The sequence below is a fragment of the Pseudoalteromonas sp. TB51 genome (genome assembly GCF_000498055.1).
In the GTDB taxonomy this organism is placed as follows: Bacteria; Pseudomonadota; Gammaproteobacteria; order Enterobacterales; family Alteromonadaceae; genus Pseudoalteromonas; species Pseudoalteromonas atlantica.
The window spans coordinates 1-18,169 of record NZ_AUTO01000125.1; the positions used below are offsets into that span (position 1 = coordinate 1).

Below are 18,169 nucleotides of genomic sequence, written 5' to 3' on the forward strand. Positions count from 1 at the left end.
GGGTGTGAAACACATCCTTTACTAGGCCATTTGCTTTGCGTAAGCTAAACGTATTGTTTTCAATGGTAATGATGCCCGCGGCATCTTGACCTCGGTGCTGCAAAACAGTTAAGCCATCATAAATCGCCTGATTAACAGGAGATGTTCCGACTATCCCAACGATACCACACATGTAATTTATCCTCGCCGATTAACGGTTTACTGAATTTAAAAAGCTCGAGTTGTTTTCTAGGTACGAAAAGAACCATTCAACAACAAAGCCAAATTCTGGAATCAAAATAGAATTGCCCCACCAGTGCGTGTTTGGTGCACCAGTAAAAGCATCAAGAAAGAAGAGTAACGCGCTCACGACCAACACGCCTCGTAACGCACCAAAAACAATGCCGAAGACACGATCGGTGCCAGATAAACCAGTACGTTGTACAAGCTCACCTAAAATGTAGTTTAGTAAACCGCCTAACAGTAGCGTCGCAAAGAAGAGTATGGCAATGGCCGCCGCATTTCTTAAAAGGGGTTCAGAAATACTTGTTAGGAAGGAAGCTAAATATTGGTAAAACAAACTAGAGATGATAAATGCGCAAGCCCATACTGCTAATGACATAGCTTCTTTAACAAAGCCGCGTATTAAACCGATGATGGTAGACAGTGCAATGATGCCAAGAATGGCGTAATCAACCCAGATCATATTAACCAATTAGTCGCTATTTTGGGGCGCATTCTATACCCAAACCTCGTTAATATGCAAGTTAAAGCGGGAGATAACCAGCAACTAGCACGTACAAAAACTTATCACTTTAACGGCTATTTTTAGCCCTTAAAAACAAAAAAAGCCTTACTATAGTAAGGCCTTTTAAAATCAATTAGAGACGCTGTATTGAGTGACTTTGCCGTTTAACTTGGTAAGCGCTTTAAGCTCGGGTAACTTTTTGGTCAGCTCCCCCTTATCAAGCGAGGGCCCAACAAACACTTTAGTCAATGTGCCGTTTGGCGTTTTAATTGGTTTTGTAAACGTTTTAAAGCCTTTCGCTTTAAGCTTAGCTTGTAAGGCCTTAACATTGGCGGCATGGGAAAAACTACCTAGCTGAATTACGTAAGCCATATCAGTGAGGTTTTCTTCACTTTTACGTGGTGCAATAGGTTTTGCTTTTACCGGCTCTGGCGCTTTCGCTACAGGCTCTGGCGCAGTTTGAGGCTCTATGCTTGCTTCGACTATTTCAGGCTCAGCTGCGTATTGGCTTTGTTTGCTTGTCAGCACATCGTCATCGGCAGCTATGTCTTCAATTTGCTCTTGTTTTAAAGGCTCAGCCTGCGCTACTTTTTCATCTATAGACTCTTGAAGGTCAATAGTTTTAAACTCAGAGCGTTCAGGGATAGCTTTAAAGCCCTCTTTGTAGTGGACCTTTTCGCCATCGAGTATATTAGGAATAAACACAATTGCTGCGATCACCACAATACTGGTTCCGACTAAACGATTTATAAAACCTGAGTTCACCGACTTTCTCTCTATTTTTTAAAGTAGTTTATAGCATCTGCAACAGTAAAAAATGACCCAAACACAATTAAAAGCGTATCACTTTGCTGTGTAGGCATAATTACATTAAGTGCATCGTGCACACTATTATAGCGTTCATGCGTGCCTGTATGAGGTATAGTTTGCAACGCCGCGGCCATATTTTCAACGTTATCGCCACGAGGTATGTGCAAGCTAGTAAGAGACCAGTGATCAATTACATGGCTTACCTCTTTAAGTACACCCGCTTTATCTTTATCAGCAAGCATAGCGACTAATGCATGAATTTTAAAGCCTTTATCTTTATAGCTTGCAAGCTTTAGTGCTAAATAACGAGCAGATTCGGGGTTGTGAGCTACATCGGTAAACACTAAAGGTGCAGTGCTTAACTGCTCAAAGCGCCCCTCAACAACTAAGTTATCTAAACAATGCTTAATTACCTCATCACTTGGCAATAAATTTAGCACAGCTAGGGTTGTTAAGGCCGTTGCTGCATTTTGTGCAGGGATTGCTGGCTTATCTAACAGCAAATTATAATTTTTATATTGCCATGTAAAATGCGCTTCGTGCTCTTGGAATATAAAATCAGTACCGGATATAACCATGTCTGCTTTAATCTCAGCACCGTAATCGGTCATTGTATGTGGTATGTTTAAATCACCAATAATAGCCGGCGTGTTTTGACGAAATATACCTGCTTTATCATAAGCAACTAACTCTCGTGTATCGCCTAGGTATTCTTTATGATCTAAATCTATGGTGGTGATCACGCTTGCATAAGGTGTAACAATATTGGTGGCATCAAAACGCCCGCCCAAACCAACCTCAAGCAGCACATAATCAACTTCAAAGCGTTTAAAAATAGCCAGCGCACCTAGTGTGCCATATTCGAAATACGTAAGCGCCGTGCTAGCGCGACCTTGCTCTAGCGTGTTAAAGGCATCAACATGGTATTGATCATCAAGCTCTTGGCCATTTATGCGCACACGCTCGTTGTATCTAATTAAATGAGGAGAGGCATACGTACCTACGCTGTAACCTTGCGCAAGTAATAGCGATTCTAAACAGCGTGCAGTTGTGCCTTTGCCGTTTGTGCCGCCAATAAGAATAATTTTGCTGGAAGTGTTTAATAAGCCAATGTTATTTGCAACAGTAGCAACGCGTTCGAGTCCCATTTCAATATTTGCAGGGTGAACACTCTCTAAATAACAAAGCCAATCATCAAGGCTTGATGATTGGCTAGGAATTGTATTTGTCATAGCGTGTAATCAGTAAAGCTGAAATTTACGCTACTCTATGCTCTTGTTCGGTAGAAGGCAAGTTCATAAATTTAGCAAGTACGCGTGCTAATGTGTCGCGCATTTCACGACGGTCAATAATCATATCAATTGCACCGTGCTCTAATAAGAACTCACTGCGTTGAAAACCTTCTGGCAAGGTTTCACGTACTGTTTGCTCAATTACGCGCGGACCCGCAAAGCCAATTAAGGCTTTTGGCTCAGCTACGTTAATATCACCTAACATCGCTAATGATGCAGATACACCCCCCATGGTTGGGTCGGTCATTACTGATATAAACGGCAGGCCTTTTTCGCTCATTTTAGCAAGCGCAGCGCTGGTTTTAGCCATTTGCATAAGCGACATAAGTGCTTCTTGCATACGTGCACCACCTGAGGCAGAAAAACACACTAATGGCATGTTATGCTCTAAACATTGGTCTACGGCATCAACAAAACGTGCGCCTACAACCGAAGCCATTGAACCACCCATAAATGAGAATTCAAAAGCAACCGCGGCAACAGGAATACCTTTTAAGCGGCCCTTCATTGCTACTAACGCGTCTTTTTCGCCACTTGATTTTTGGGCTGCGCTAATACGGTCTGAGTATTTTTTAGAGTCTTTAAACTTTAATACATCTTTAGGCTCGTGCTCAGTGCCAAGCTCCGTGCGGTCGCCTTCATCTAAAAAGTGCTCTAAACGTTTACGGCCGCTCACACGCATGTGATGGTCGCATTTAGGACATACGTTTAATGATTTTTCTAGTTCAGCTTTATATAAAATTGAATCGCAAGCTGTACATTTAGCCCAAACGCCTTCTGGAATTTCTTTACGACCTGACGACTTAGTCGTTTTAGGTAAGATTTTTTCTAACCAACTCATTTGCAACTCTCTTAATGCTGTTCTGTGTCGCGAGTCTGCTAATAAGTAGCAGACAGATTTTTTCAATTAAAACATGAATTACACAAACACGGTATAAAAAACTGGTCTTAGTAGTTAGATAAACGCTTATAAATTCAACACTAACATTCCGAGTCAGGTAAAAATAATGGCCCTAGTGGGGTTTTAGGAATATTAAAGTGCTCTGGGTAATCTACATCTACTAAATAAAGACCCGCGGCTTTAGCCGTGGCACTGGCTTTAGCACGTTCTTTTAAATCTAATAGCTCTTTTAACCATATAGGTTGGTGCTTGTGTAGGCCTATATCCATCAAACAGCCGGTAATATTTCGCACCATATGGTGTAAAAAAGCGTTCGCTTTAATATCAATAATAACGTAATCGCCCTGGCGATGTACCGATAAATGATGAATAGTTCTGTTTGCTGTATTAGCTTGGCAATGCAGCGCTCTAAAAGAGGTAAAGTCGTGCTCGCCAATTAAGTACTGACACGCCTCTTGCATTTTTGTTTCATCAAGTGGGTGATGAAAATGCGTAACGCCTTCATTCATAACTGCGCCTCTATAAGCGTAATTATAAATAACATAACGATAACGACGCGCTGTTGCGCTAAAGCGTGCATGAAAGTCTTCACTAACAGGTTGAGCAAAACGAATCGCTATATCTTTAGGGAGTAGCGTGTTCATTCCCATAGTAAATGCAACCATCTCACGGGGAGCATGGGTTTCAAAGTGTACAACTTGACCAGTGCCATGCACACCTGCATCTGTGCGGCCCGCACACACTATTTCAACCGGATGATTACAAATGCTCGACAACGCTTTTTCTACTTCTTGTTGTACGCTATTTACATGAGACTGACGTTGCCACCCACTGTAACGTGCGCCGTTGTATTCAACTCCAAGTGCTACTCGCATAATTACTGCTTTACCTACTGTGCTAATGAACGGGGCATTTTATGCTATCTCGCGGTGCAATAAAAGTAACCTCGTCTATTTATAGTTATTCGCAAAATTAAGTAATTTATTTTACCCCAATAAAACACAGCGATAAGTTAGTGAGCTTTTAACGTCTTGGGTTTAATTAACGTCTAAAACTAATTAAGTGCTTTTATAGGTTAGAGTTATTCGTACCTATAAAAAAACCGCATTAACAAAGCTAATGCGGTTTTTATAATCATGAATGCTCTAGTTAAGTTTAGCTTTTAAACTTTTCGCTTCTTCTTGTACATCTTCAGGGCCACTTTCAATAACATCTTCAATCACTTTAAGGGCTGAGTCAAAGTCGTCAATTTCAATGTATGCTCGTGCCAAATCAAGCTTGGCAGAATAACCACCGCTTTCTAAGTCAACATCTGTTGGGTTATCGCCTGCAAGTAACGAATCAAAGTCACTTAACCCTACGTCCATATTAACCTCGTCATAGGGCTCGTGCTCAAGTACTGAGTCATCGCTTTGCTCAAGTAGCGCGTCAATATCAACAAAATCATCGGTTGTAGCCTGCTGATCACTTTGCGAAGGCTCTTCTTGCACCGCTTTCGCTTCAACTTCAGTGTCTAAGTCTTCGTTTAATAGGCTATCAAAGTCGACATCAAATTCGCTGCTATCTTCTAAATTTAACTCATCCGGTTCACCTAACTCACTAAGCAACGCATCAAAATCGGTTTGCGTTAGGTCAGCCATAAACTCATCGTCTAGCTGCTCGTCGGGTATAACGTCTTCATTAGTTTGATCATCAGCTGCCTGTGTTAGCTCGGCTTCTAATTGCGAATTTGTTATTTCATCTTCAACGTCTTCTGAAAGTGCTTGTTCTAAAATTGCATCGTCAAAATCAGGCTGTTCCTGCGCACTATCCGTTGCTTGCGCTTCACCTAGAGGTTCATCTTGCGGTAAAGGCGCATCAAGCTCATCGTCAATCAGAGGCTCGTCATCTAGGTCGGCTTCTAACGCATCAATACCAGTGTTACCAGCAAGTGCATTTGCTAAGTCTTGCTCAGCTTGGCTTGGCGCCATACCGCTTGCTTGTCCATCAAGTTCATCACCTTGTAACTCTTGCGGACTATATGATTGCTGATCATCTAAATCAATTTCGTCATCGTTATCAAGCTCTAACTCAGGGTACTCGTCAAGTTCTTCACTTGGAGTTACTTGCTCATCTAATAATGCATTGAGCTCATCGTCTAGCTCATCAACGCTTTGCAATAAATCATCATCGAAAACCCCTTCGTCTTCATCCGTATTTTCAGATAAATCTAGCTCGCTTTCATCATCAGTTAATTCATCTGGTGATGACGGCACTTGAGCGTGGTTATCATCTGCACCTATACCATCGGTATGCTTCGGCTCAAGTTCTGGCTCTGAAAAATCGTTATCAATGAGTAACTCATCATCAAAGTCGTCTTCTAAGCTATCTAATTCACTGCCTGAAAGTGCGTTTGCTAAGTCTTGTTCAGCTTGGCTTGGCTGCATGCCTGTTGCATCACCATCAAGCTCATCTCCCAATAACTCATCAGGAAGATATTGCTGTTGCTCTGTTACATCTAACGTCTCGGGCTTATCATCTGAAAAGTCTATATCATCACTAAGCGTATCATTTACAGCATCATTTTCAGGTTGGGTATCTAAAAGCGGACTCGCTGGTGTTTCTTGTGAATCAAGCGGATCGTCACCTAAATCAACCTCTACCTCTTCAATGTCATCATCAAGATCATCTAACGCCCAATCAGGGTTTTCAACATAGTCTTCGTCTGTAGCCTGCTGTAGCTCGTTGAGTAATTCATCAACACTTTTTAGGGTATCGTCGGTGTACTCTTCCTGTGCATCCTCTGGGTCGAGTAAGGTTTCTGAACTATCTGTAAAGTCAGTGTTTTCAAGCAAGTCAGCATCAAGCTCTGGTTCCTCGCGAAGTTCTGGCTCGTCTGCAAGCTCAGGCTCATCTGCAAGCTCTGGTTTTTCTTCGAGTTCAGGCTCTTCTTCGAGCTCTGGTTCTTCTTCAAGTTCAGGTTCTTTTTCAAGTTCAGGTTCTTCTACAAGTTCAGGTTCTTCTTCAAGTTCAGGTTCTTCTACAAGTTCAGGTTCTTCTACAAGTTCAGGCTCTTCTACAAGTTCAGGCTCTTCTACAAGTTCAGGCTCTTCTACAAGTTCAGGCTCTTCTACAAGTTCAGGCTCTTCTTCAAGTTCTGGCTCTTCTTCAAGCTCAGGCTCCTCTTCAAGCTCAGGCTCCTCTTCAAGCTCAGGCTCCTCTTCAAGCTCAGGCTCATCTACAAGCTCAGGCTCTTCTTCGAGGTCAGGCTCTTCTAAAAGCTCAGGCTCTTCTACAAGCTCGGGCTCTTCTAAAAGCTCAGGCTCTTCTACAAGCTCTGGTTCCTCGAGAAGCTCTGGCTCATCAATAAGTGAAGACGCTAATGTTTCAATATCATCTTCGTCAAAATCTTCCTGTGCATCAGCTAGATCTTCGACTGAATCAGCTAATGCGCTATCAATATCTCGCTCAGTATTATTATCTGTTGCTACTTGAGCGGCAGATGAATCTTCAACTTCATCAATTAAGCTGTCTATGTCGTCTAAATCAAAGTCATCGCTTTCTTCAACTAGCGCATCAGCAGGAGCTTCTTCGGTTGTATCGCCGGCTTCATCAATTAAGCTGTCTATGTCGTCTAAATCAAAGTCATCGCTTTCTTCAACTAGCGCATCAGCAGGGGTTTCTTCGGTTGTATCGCCGGCTTCATCAATTAGGCTATCTATGTCGTCTAAATCAAAGTCATCGCTTTCTTCAACTAGCGCATCAGCAGGGGTTTCATTAGGTGTACCGCCCGCTTCATCAATTAAGCTGTCTATGTCGTCTAAATCAAAGTCATCGCTTTCTTCAACTAGCGCATCAGCAGGGGCTTCATCAGGTGTATCGCCCGCTTCATCAATTAAGCTGTCTATGTCGTCTAAATCAAAGTCATCGTTTTCTTCAACCAGCGCATCAGCAGGGGTTTCATCAGGTGTATCGCCCGCTTCATCAATTAAGCTGTCTATGTCGTCTAAATCAAAGTCATCGTTTTCTTCAACCAGCGCAGCATCAGCAGGGGTTTCTTCGGTTGTATCGCCGGCTTCATCAATTAAGCTGTCTATGTCGTCTAAATCAAAGTCATCGTCTTTTGGTGATTCTGTATCAGCTTGTTGATCTAATAATTCATCAATATCAAAGTCATCATCCTCTTCTTGGGCTAGCTCTTCGCTTAAGGCGGCCAACTCATCATTGCTTTCTAAGCTGCTATCTGCGGTAGGTTGCTCAACCTCAGGCAAGTCAATTTCAGGCAGGCTATCGTCCTCGTCAAATAAATCGTCTAGGTCGTCACTGCTTAAAATATCGTCCGAATCTTTTGTATCATCTAAATCAAGGTCAATTTCATCATCTTGTTTTTCATCTACAGGTTCATCAAAGCCCTGCTGCATGAAAACGTCTAACTCGTCCCCTTCACTGCCTTCGTCATCAAAAACAATATCATCACTTAATAGGCTTTCTAATTCGTCTTGATCGAGCAAGTTTTCTGAATCAGAAAATTCATCGTCTAACGCATCATCGAGAGAATCATCAAATGCAATATCATCCTCTGGCAAAATATCGTTGCTATGATTGTCATCTAGTTGAATATCTAAATCATCAAGAGGGTCAGGAATGATTGGATCGTCTAACGCATCATTACTTTGCGGCTCGTCTTCGGTAAAGCTGGGCGTTTGTGGCAGAAAATCATCGTCATCTTGAGTTTCTTCGTCTCTATTGGCGCGCTTTCGTAAAAACATCACCACTGTAAAAATAATTAATAACGCAGGAATGGTCATTAATAAAATAAGCACAAGTGGGTTAGACATTAAAGCGCCTAGGTCAAAAGGTTCTTCTTTTGGTACTTCTTGCACTTTTTGCTGAGCTATTATTTCGTTTTGTTTTTCTATTAGCTCTTTTAGCTGTTTTTGAATTTCGCTGTCTTGACCTAGCTGTTCTTTTACATTGGCAAGCTCTTTTGAAATACCCGACAATTGTTTTTTGAGGTTATTATTCTCAGCTAATATTTCTTCTACATTATTAACCGAGCTTTTAAATTGCTGCTGCAGCTCAACAAGCTTATTACCTTGCTGCGTTTTTATTTCATTTAATTCTTTTTGAATTTCTTTTTTAGCGTCGTCAACATCGGCTTTACGAGCTTGTGTTACTTTAGTTTGCGCGGCGTTAATTTCACTGGTGGTTAGTGTGCCATTTTTCTTTTTTTCCCACAGCGCGTCATCTTGCTCTGAGCGTTGTTTAGCAAGCTGTGGATTTACGCGTCTAATTTCCGCTAAGGTGGGTATTTTTAAATATGCACCACTTTGCATGTGGTTTAGGTTTTGTTCTAAAAAAGAATTAGGGTTTTTGTTATACAAGGCCTGCATAACTTGGTAGATACTAACTGAGTTATCTGGGCGTACTTTGGCAGCAATACGCCATAGTGTATCGGTTGGCTTTATAGGCCCTATTGATCGCCCTTGCGCACCATAGTCAGCGCCTTTTGGCCCCTTTAATTGGGTGCTGTCTTGAGAGTAAATTGGAGTTACTACCAATGCAGACGCTAATATAATAAGTGAAGCTAAACCGCGCATGCTGATCCTTTAATGTGTAAATGTTAAATGCTTTGCTATTTATTTAGCTGCTCAACATTAATTATTCTTGCCGTAACCAGCCAAATAGCTGGTCTACATTTGTTATTACAATCTATTTTTATTGCAAGCTCTATTCCAGTTACAAACTATAAACCAGTTGCGGCCTAATATCCATTGCAACGCTTTGAAAATAAATACCTTAAAACTTTATTCTTAATACTATTTTATCGTGATAGATCAAGGCGTTTAGTTTAGTAGCAACGCTAAGCGGCAATAATTTGGCTCCCTTAAATACAAAAGCGGCAAACTATAAAAGTTTGCCGCTTAATTTACACACAATATTAGCGGGTATTTATAAGTAGTTAACGATTAACTCTTCTGCTATTTGCACACTATTAGTGGCAGCCCCTTTACGGGTGTTATCACTTACAACCCACATATTTAAACCATGAGGGTGCGAAATATCGGCGCGTAAGCGGCCTACGTAAACTGTATCATTACCACTAGCGTCTGAAACCGCGGTTGGGTAATCGCCCTCATCTTCAATAAGCTCGACTCCTGGGGCATCATTTAAAAGCTGTTTAACGTGCTCAAAGTCATACGGCATGCGTGTTTCAATGTTGATTGACTCAGAGTGGCCAAAAAATACCGGTACACGTACACAGGTTGGGTTAACTGCAATAGTGGTATCACCCAAAATTTTATGCGTTTCGTTTACCATTTTCATTTCTTCGCGCGTGTAGCCGTTATCTTCAAAGGTATCTATTTGAGGGATAACGTTAAATGCAATTTGCTTAGGAAAAATTTCGTTTTCCATTGGGCGAGCATTCATTAAATTAGCTGTTTGTTTTGCTAATTCATCTACGGCTTCTTTGCCTGCACCAGATACAGCTTGGTAGGTAGATACATTAATGCGGTCAATACCGTAGGCGTCGTAAATTGGTTTAAGCGCTAGCATCATTTGAATAGTAGAGCAGTTAGGGTTTGCAATAATATTGCGATTTCTAAAGTCTTCAAGGCTGGCTGCATTAACTTCTGGTACCACTAGCGGTACTTCAAAATCATTTCTAAAATGTGAGGTGTTATCAATTACAACACAGCCCGCATCGGCTGCAATTGGCGCGTATTTTTCTGATACACTGCCACCAGCTGAAAACAAACCTATGTGTGCTTGGCTAAAGTCAAAGCCTTCTACGTCTTGCACTTCAATGGTTTCACCACGAAACTTTATGTCTTCACCTGCGCTGCGGCTACTGGCTAGTAAAAAAAGTTGGTCTACCGGAAATTTACGATCTTCCAGGGTTTCAATAATTTGACGACCTACTAAGCCTGTAGCGCCAAGTACAGCAACGTTATATTTTTGCGACATATTTTATCCTCTTTAAGCAGTGTTAAAACAACACTACTAGTTAAATTAGTTTGCGGTGTTAAAGCCAAGCTGAGCGAGTGCATCTGTATGCTGTGCACTCCCTTTTACCGTTAAAGTGCTAAACTCACGCCTTACTGGGTAGTTTTTACGTAAACTATCAAACCCGTCTTTTGCTAAGTTGCGCAGCAAAATGCCATCATCACGGCGTACGTCGTAAATTAAATGCACTAAACGCGCAATATCAGCCTCAGTAAAGCTGCTTTGTAAACTTAGGCTTGTAACAGCAGGTTGTGGTAAAAAATCAGCGAGAGATTTTTCTGCGGTTACGCCTTTTAATTTACACAATGCTTGGTACAGCATTTGTGTGCCGCGGGCTTTTCCTTCAAGAGTATGGCCGGCAATGTGCACGCTGGCATAGCGCACATGATCAAGCAATGGAATTAAAATGTTAGGCTCGTTTTCCCAAACATCCAAAACCAAATCTAAGTCTGCCCCTTGCTCCATAACCGATAACAAAGCTTGATTATCAATTACTTCTCCGCGGCTCGCATTTATAACTACTAACCCAGGCTTTAACGCTTTAAGGCGTTTTTCATCAATTAAATGATGCGTTTTGTGCTCACCGGTTTTAATCAGCGGTACATGAAAGGTAACCGCATCTACGCGCTCAAGTAGTTCGTCAAGCTCAACATGCTCGGCTAATAAGCCCTGCTCATGTTTAATTGGGTCACATAATAAAACATCAACATTAAGTGCTTTTAGTTTTTGTGCTAAACAGCTGCCAATGTTACCCACCCCAACAATACCTATTGTTTGACCACATAAAGGGACTGCGTTTTCTTGGCTTAAGGCAAACAAGCTACTTATTACATACTCAGCCACCGCCACTGCATTGCAACCTGGGGCACTACTAAAGGCAATGCCTTTATCGTTTAGTAACTGTGTATCTATATGATCAACACCAATAGTGGCGGTACCTACAAAGCTTAATTTATTAGCGTGGGCAAGCAAGTCACTGTTTACTTTAGTAACCGAACGCGTAAGTAATACATCAACATCAATTAACGCATCGGCTGTTAAGTTTCGTCCATCAAAGCGCGTTACCTCACCAAAGTCTGCAAAATACTGCTCAACTAAAGGCATGTTTTGATCGGCAAGAATCTTCATTGGGGAGTCCGTATGGCAAAATGAGGCGCTATTGTAACGAACAACCGAGCCATTACACAAACTAAAAAGCCGAGCAATGCTCGGCTTTTAATCACTATAAAGAGAAAACGAATTAACCTTTATATTTGCTCATAACTAATGTGGCGTTTGTACCACCAAAACCAAAGCTATTAGACATAACAGTATTAAGCTGTGCATCACGGCGCTCAGTTACAATGTTAAGGCCTTGTGCTTGCTCATCTAGCTCATCTACGTTAATAGATGGCGCTACAAAGTCGTTTTCCATCATTAAAATTGAGAAAATAGCTTCGTGAACACCCGCAGCACCTAGTGCGTGACCCGTTAATGATTTAGTCGCACTAATAAGCGGCGAGTTACCACCAAACACTTCTTGAATAGCGCCTAGCTCTTTAACATCGCCTACTGGCGTAGAGGTACCGTGCGTGTTTAAGTAATCAATTGGTGTATCAACACCTTGCATTGCTTGGCGCATACAGCGTACTGCGCCTTCACCTGAAGGTGCTACCATGTCGTAGCCATCAGATGTAGCACCGTAGCCTACAATTTCTGCGTAAATATGTGCGCCACGAGCAAGTGCATGCTCAAGCTCTTCTACTACAACAATACCGCCACCAGCAGAAATAACAAAACCATCGCGGTTTGCATCGTACGTACGTGATGCTTTTTCTGGTGTTTCGTTATATTTGGTAGATAACGCGCCCATTGCGTCAAATTCCATTGCAAGAGTCCAGTGAAGCTCTTCACCACCACCGGCAAAAATAACATCTTGCTTGCCTAATTGAATTTGCTCAACAGCGTGGCCAATACAATGTGCAGATGTTGCACACGCAGAGCTTATAGAATAGTTAACGCCTTTAATTTTAAATGGCGTTGCTAAACAAGCCGATGTCGTGCTTGCCATCGTACGCGGAACCATATAAGGACCTACACGCTTTACGCCTTTTTCGCGCAAAATATCGGCCGCTTCTACTTGCCACTTTGAAGAGCCACCACCAGAGCCAACTAATAAACCCGTGCGCTCATTAGATACTTGCTCATCTGATAAGCCAGCATCTTCAATTGCTTGCTTCATAGAAATATAAGAGTAAGCAGCAGCATCACCCATAAAGCGCATTGCTTTACGGTCTACGTGTTCTTTAACATCAATATCAATTTTTCCCGATACATTACTGCGTAAGTTGTAATCGGCAAATTCTTGGTTAAAAGCAATACCGCTTTTGCCCGCTTTTAGTGACTCTAATACTTCTTGTTTGTTATTACCGATGCTTGATACAACACCGATACCCGTAATTACGGCTCTTCTCATGGGTAATTCCCTTAGCTTGATACTAAATTACTGTGTATTTTACGCTGTTTTTAGGTGTTAAGTGGTCAGCTTTCTAGCGTACACCTGTACTCTGAATTTAATAGCTTATAAATAACGCCAGACTATTTCAAAGAAAACCCGTAAAATAATTAAAAAATACTGTCTAAAAATTTAATAAGTCATGATAAAAAACGCCCAAATACACTTTAATGAAGTAGGCACACCGGTAGCCGATAACTTTGACGATGTTTATTTTTCTAATGACGACGGCCTTGCTGAATCGCATTACGTGTTTTATCAACAAAACAATATAGAGGCGCGGTTACAAAATCATGACCAAACGCATTTTGTTATTGCCGAAACCGGTTTTGGTACTGGTTTAAACTTTTTAAATGCATGGCAACACTTTAATGACCACCTTGCCAATCAACAAGTTCAAAATCAAGTAGACAAACGGGTTAAGCGATTGCATTTTATTTCGTTTGAAAAATACCCGCTTAATGCTGATGATCTAAAAAAAGCACTGCAAGCGTGGCCAACATTAAACAAGCTTAGTGATGAATTAATAACACATTACCCTATAAATTTAGGCGGCTGTCATCGCATAGAATTTAATAACGGCCAAGTTATTCTTGATTTGTATTTTGGCGACGTGCTTGATTCAATAAATGCAATGAGCTACCCGCAATCAGGGGTGGTCGATGCGTGGTTTTTAGATGGCTTTGCACCAAGTAAAAACCCTGACATGTGGCAACAAAGTGTGTTTAATGCCATGGTTGATATATCGCGCAAGCATGCAACACTTGCCACATTTACCGCTGCAGGTTTTGTACGCCGAGGCTTAACAGCTGCAGGCTTTAGCATGCAAAAAGCGAAAGGCTTTGGCCGTAAACGCGAAATGCTGATAGGCCAATTAGCACACGCTAATAGTGCACAGTCATCACCCCCGTACTTTGAACAACCCCCTGCCAAGCTAGAGCATGTTGCTGTAATTGGCNCGGCGGGATTGCGAGTAGCTGTATTTTGCACAGCTTGGCTAAGCGTGGCATTAAAAGTAGCCTATTTTGCCAAGATGAAAAACCAGCTATGGGTGCTTCACATAACGTACAAGGCGCGGTTTACCCCCATCTGCAAGCTAAAAACTCACCTCATAGTGAATTATTTGCGCACAGTTTTTTATACGCTAAACGCAGTTACCTGCAACTACTAAAAAACGGCTTTAATTTTGATTATAGCTGGTGCGGTGTGCTGCAACATGCGGTAAAAAAGCCTCTTGCCGATAAACATCAAAACTTAGAACAAAAACAGTTATGGCCTCAAGCCTTAATGCGCAATGTAACTGTAGAGCAAGGAGATAAACTGGCAGGCGTAAAAACCGGCTACTCCGGCGTTTATTTTGAGCAAGGCGGTTGGGTAAACCCACCCCAGCTAGTTGAGGCAATGCTAAAAGCAGCCAATAGCCTTAACCCTATTAATAGCTATTTTAATTGCCATATACAGCAACTTACTAAAACCGATGCAGGCTGGTATTTAACCCACAAGCATACCCAATATGGCCCTTTTAGTGATGTAATAATATGTGCAGGTGAGCATAGCGATGCGTTTGAACAAACAAACGCATTACCTATTGTAGGGGTGCGTGGTCAAGTATCGCATATTCAAGCGAGTGAACAATCTAAGCAGCTTAAAACCGTGTTGTGCCATAAAGGTTATTTTACCCCCGCCTATTTAGGTAAACACTGTATGGGCGCTACATTTGAAAAAAACACAAAAAGTCGCGCCGTTACAGAAAAAGACAACCAGCTAAACCATGAGCAACTACTTAGCTTTTACCATCAAAGCGACTTTGCCACCACATTAGGTGACATCACCTGTGCTAAAGCAGCTGTGCGCTGCACGTTTATAGATCACTTACCAATGGCAGGGCAATGGTGTGAGCAAAGCGATTACAGCACCGCCTTTGCTAATTTACGCCTAGGTAAACGCTATCAATACTCACCTCTATGCAAGCCACAACAAGGCTTACATATTTTTACTGGGTTTGGAGCGCGTGCATTATGCAGTGCACCGTTATTAAGCGAGCACTTTATTAGCACGTTAAATAATGAACCACGCCCACTCAGCGAGCGTGTATGCCAGGCCATTCACCCTGCGCGTTTTATAGTGCGTGATTTAATACGAAATAAAATTTAAATGACATCATTCATTTTTTGCGTAAAATAATAGTTATAAAAGGAATTTATACCAATTCGCTTAATTAAGTGATCAATTTTGAGGCTGGAAAAACGTGTTGATGGCTAGGTAAAAAATTCACTATTTATTTGTTCTAAATAAGAATTTTTTAAAACAGGTAACGACACGGTTAGCACCGCAAAATGATTAAGTATTATTACGCACTGGTATTATATAACCAATGCGCACCATATGTATGAATGTGGATGGGTATCAATAAAAGGATAACAATGAAAGCTTTAACCTGTGCTGTAACATTACTCGCCGCTATATCGTTTAACACATTTAGCCAAGACGTAACCGCCATCCCCTTACCTGAAGAATTTATCACCACCATGGATGTAACTGGCGAATACCCGCTGGTTAGAACAGGGTATTTAGCTGCTTCTATTGATGCTATTTCTAAATTTTATCAGCAGGCCCTTGGTGATCCCATTAACAGCAAAGGCGATAATAACTACCGCACCCTTTACTATAACTACCAAAACCATGCTGTTCGCATCAGTTTATACCATCATAATTATGTTACCGAAGTCAGCATAATGATTGAATAAACACGGTAAAAAGCGGCTAATTTTCATGCTCAGTTCAGACTCAATTTTTATTTACTTTTAAATAAACACTTTGTAGAGAAAAACAGCGTTTTACCCTTTAAAAACGAATGCCTACCCCAAGGTCTATTTGTACTAAATACCTTTACACTAAATTGAGAAGGAATTAATTATGAGTAAGACCCTAATTATTGGCGCTAGCGGACAAATTGGTAAAATGGCAACTAAGTTGCTTTTAAACAATGAGCAAAATGTATCTGCATTAGTGCGTGATAAAAGTAAGTTAGATGATTTAGATAGTCCATTTTTAACCATTGTGGAGCAAGATCTCGAAGGAGATTCTTCTGATGCGTTAAAAGATTGCGATCAAGTTATTTTTGCTGCTGGCTCGGGCGGGAGTACAGGCACAGATAAAACTGTGCTAATTGATTTATGGGCAGCCACGAAAGCAGCAACGTATGCCAAAGAGCATGGCGTAAAGCATTTTATTATGATTAGCTCTATTGGCGCTGACGATCCAGACTCAATAGAAAGCGACTTAAAACCTTACTTAGTTGCCAAACATATGGCCGATGAGCACCTTATCAACAGTGGCTTAAACTACACCATAGTGCGCCCTGGTGGGCTGACCGATGAAAGCGCCTCAATGAAAGTAACCACCGAGCGACCAAACGATCGTTCTAAAGCTAAAATTAGCCGCGAAAACGTTGCCAATGCCCTATTACATATTGCTACTAACGCATTTAATGGCAACCGTGTTTTTGAACTATTTGACGGCGAAACGCCCATTAAAGCAGCTGTAAAATAAACACTCTGGTTGCCCTTTGTAAACCCCCTTACAAAGGGCAACGTATTTAAATGCTAAATCGCACGCGCCCTCCCTTGCTTCACTATATTTATTAAATGTAAACAACTCGTTTAAATCGCTTTATAAAAGCCTACACACCATGTTCCTAATAAAACAACATGAAAAACAAGCACTTCCACTAAAATTACCACAAAACAATGCGTTAAAAACTCAACAGAGTAAATTTTATTCAGGCTTTTTTACTAGTTTAATAAGGTTAAATACTAGAACCCCCCTATTTTATCTGGTACGTTAATGCCGTGTATAAAACAATAATAAAAATTCCTCAATGGAAGTTGCACGAATAAGGACATAGCGTGAGCGCCTCATTTAAAATTATTTTTAATGGTCAGTTACACCAAAATGCTGACATTAGTACCGTACAAGAGCAACTCTGTCAGTTTTTAAAAATTCCCCATAATGTCGCTGTAAAATTATTTGATGGCCGAGCCTACGCACTCGTCAAAGACCTATCGAGTATTGATGCAGTTAAAACAGAATCTAAACTAAAAAGTTTTGGTTTAATCACCAAAGTAGAACCGCACGCAAGTGTAAGGGCACCCCAAAGTGCCGCGGGTACTAAACTGGTTGTTGCTCGCAATGAGCCAGCAGTAAAAAACATAGCTAATACAATAACCAGCATTAAAAAGTCCGGCGTAAATAGCCCAACCGCCTTGCCCAAATTAGCACTGCAAAGCGCATTATTTTTTTGTTATAGCTTATTATTCATCTGCCTTATTTACTCAGCAGTAATAAGCTTTAACACACTTAAAATGAGTATGATAGACAGCTCATCAGCTTCGCCCTCAACAACATTAAATTACGTTCATTATAAGCAGTACTTAGCAAATCAAAAAAAGCACCCAGAAGTCACCTTGCCTAACACCCACAACACAGATGAGCTTAACCAAGGGGCGCAGCAAAAAATTGATAGCTATTTTGCTCGTTTTTCAACGCATATAAACAGTTACGCAAAAATTCTAAAGCAACCAAATATAAACAGCATGGGCGCAGAAAGGTTAAAGCAGCACCTACAAGAAATAGATGCGCTAGGCACTGAACATGTATTTTGGGAGCAATTAATTAACCTTGCTAAATCGCTTAATAACGACGCCCATGTAATGAGCAAGCTTGGTAATGATAACCCTGATAAAATTCAATGGATCAACGCCGTTGATTGGATAAGCCAAAGCTACATTAGGCAACAACAAAATAAGCCTGACGCTTTGCCCGTCACGCCTACAAACACACAACTCGCCAAGTCACCGATATTAGATTTAACTCTACTAATTAGCTTAATGTCGTTTTTAACGCTTATTATTATTAGTATTAAAATGAAAGTAAGGTCGATAAAAATGAAGCTAGCC

General features: G+C 41.2%; 12 protein-coding genes and 2 pseudogenes. 4 read left to right on the forward strand and 10 right to left on the reverse strand.

All coding sequences use genetic code 11. The features are described from left to right. From L650_RS24085 to fabB, 10 genes and pseudogenes are all read right to left on the reverse strand, one after another. Nucleotides 1–172: pseudogene (locus L650_RS24085) on the reverse strand (amidophosphoribosyltransferase); the annotation flags it as partial. Between the two features lie 18 nt (nucleotides 173–190). Further along, nucleotides 191–685 carry a CvpA family protein gene (locus L650_RS0106310; protein WP_004586885.1) on the reverse strand — a complete coding sequence of 165 codons (495 nt, stop codon included), beginning with the start codon at nucleotides 683–685 and terminating at the stop codon, nucleotides 191–193. 171 nt (nucleotides 686–856) lie between these two features. Then, nucleotides 857–1,492 carry an SPOR domain-containing protein gene (locus L650_RS0106315; RefSeq protein ID WP_029772564.1) on the reverse strand — a complete coding sequence of 212 codons (636 nt, stop codon included), beginning with the start codon at nucleotides 1,490–1,492 and terminating at the stop codon, nucleotides 857–859. An 11-nt stretch (nucleotides 1,493–1,503) separates the two neighbouring features. Continuing rightward, nucleotides 1,504–2,769 (reverse strand): bifunctional tetrahydrofolate synthase/dihydrofolate synthase, encoded by a 1,266-nt coding sequence (gene folC, locus L650_RS0106320; protein ID WP_029772565.1) that lies wholly within the window; start codon nucleotides 2,767–2,769, stop codon nucleotides 1,504–1,506. 25 nt (nucleotides 2,770–2,794) lie between these two features. After that, complete coding sequence (gene accD, locus L650_RS0106325; RefSeq protein WP_024032247.1) at nucleotides 2,795–3,670, reverse strand: acetyl-CoA carboxylase, carboxyltransferase subunit beta; 876 nt, start codon at nucleotides 3,668–3,670, stop codon at nucleotides 2,795–2,797. A gap of 140 nt (nucleotides 3,671–3,810) precedes the next feature. Continuing rightward, the gene (gene truA / locus L650_RS0106330) at nucleotides 3,811–4,605 is read right to left on the reverse strand and encodes a tRNA pseudouridine(38-40) synthase TruA (protein WP_024032248.1); all 795 of its coding nucleotides are present in this window, start codon (nucleotides 4,603–4,605) and stop codon (nucleotides 3,811–3,813) included. 270 nt (nucleotides 4,606–4,875) lie between these two features. After that, nucleotides 4,876–9,309 (reverse strand): FimV/HubP family polar landmark protein, encoded by a 4,434-nt coding sequence (locus L650_RS0106335; RefSeq protein ID WP_029772566.1) that lies wholly within the window; start codon nucleotides 9,307–9,309, stop codon nucleotides 4,876–4,878. 352 nt (nucleotides 9,310–9,661) lie between these two features. After that, nucleotides 9,662–10,678 carry an aspartate-semialdehyde dehydrogenase gene (locus L650_RS0106340; protein WP_029772567.1) on the reverse strand — a complete coding sequence of 339 codons (1,017 nt, stop codon included), beginning with the start codon at nucleotides 10,676–10,678 and terminating at the stop codon, nucleotides 9,662–9,664. Between the two features lie 45 nt (nucleotides 10,679–10,723). Further along, a complete protein-coding gene (locus L650_RS0106345; protein WP_029772568.1) occupies nucleotides 10,724–11,845 on the reverse strand; it encodes a 4-phosphoerythronate dehydrogenase in 1,122 nt (373 codons plus the stop codon). Nucleotides 11,846–11,957: 112 nt separating this feature from the next. Next, the gene (fabB, locus tag L650_RS0106350) at nucleotides 11,958–13,172 is read right to left on the reverse strand and encodes a beta-ketoacyl-ACP synthase I (protein WP_004588393.1); all 1,215 of its coding nucleotides are present in this window, start codon (nucleotides 13,170–13,172) and stop codon (nucleotides 11,958–11,960) included. Nucleotides 13,173–13,353: 181 nt separating this feature from the next. On the opposite strand from fabB, the pseudogene mnmC reads away from it, so the two are divergent. The 4 genes and pseudogenes from mnmC to L650_RS0106370 all read left to right on the forward strand — a co-directional run. Continuing rightward, nucleotides 13,354–15,365: pseudogene (gene mnmC / locus L650_RS0106355) on the forward strand (bifunctional tRNA (5-methylaminomethyl-2-thiouridine)(34)-methyltransferase MnmD/FAD-dependent 5-carboxymethylaminomethyl-2-thiouridine(34) oxidoreductase MnmC). 269 nt (nucleotides 15,366–15,634) lie between these two features. Beyond that, nucleotides 15,635–15,958 carry a hypothetical protein gene (locus L650_RS0106360; protein WP_029772569.1) on the forward strand — a complete coding sequence of 108 codons (324 nt, stop codon included), beginning with the start codon at nucleotides 15,635–15,637 and terminating at the stop codon, nucleotides 15,956–15,958. A 169-nt stretch (nucleotides 15,959–16,127) separates the two neighbouring features. Continuing rightward, a complete protein-coding gene (locus tag L650_RS0106365; protein ID WP_029772570.1) occupies nucleotides 16,128–16,763 on the forward strand; it encodes an NAD(P)-binding oxidoreductase in 636 nt (211 codons plus the stop codon). A 356-nt stretch (nucleotides 16,764–17,119) separates the two neighbouring features. Further along, a partial coding sequence (locus tag L650_RS0106370) for a hypothetical protein (RefSeq protein ID WP_085065433.1) occupies nucleotides 17,120–18,169 on the forward strand: 1,050 nt, incomplete at its 3' end.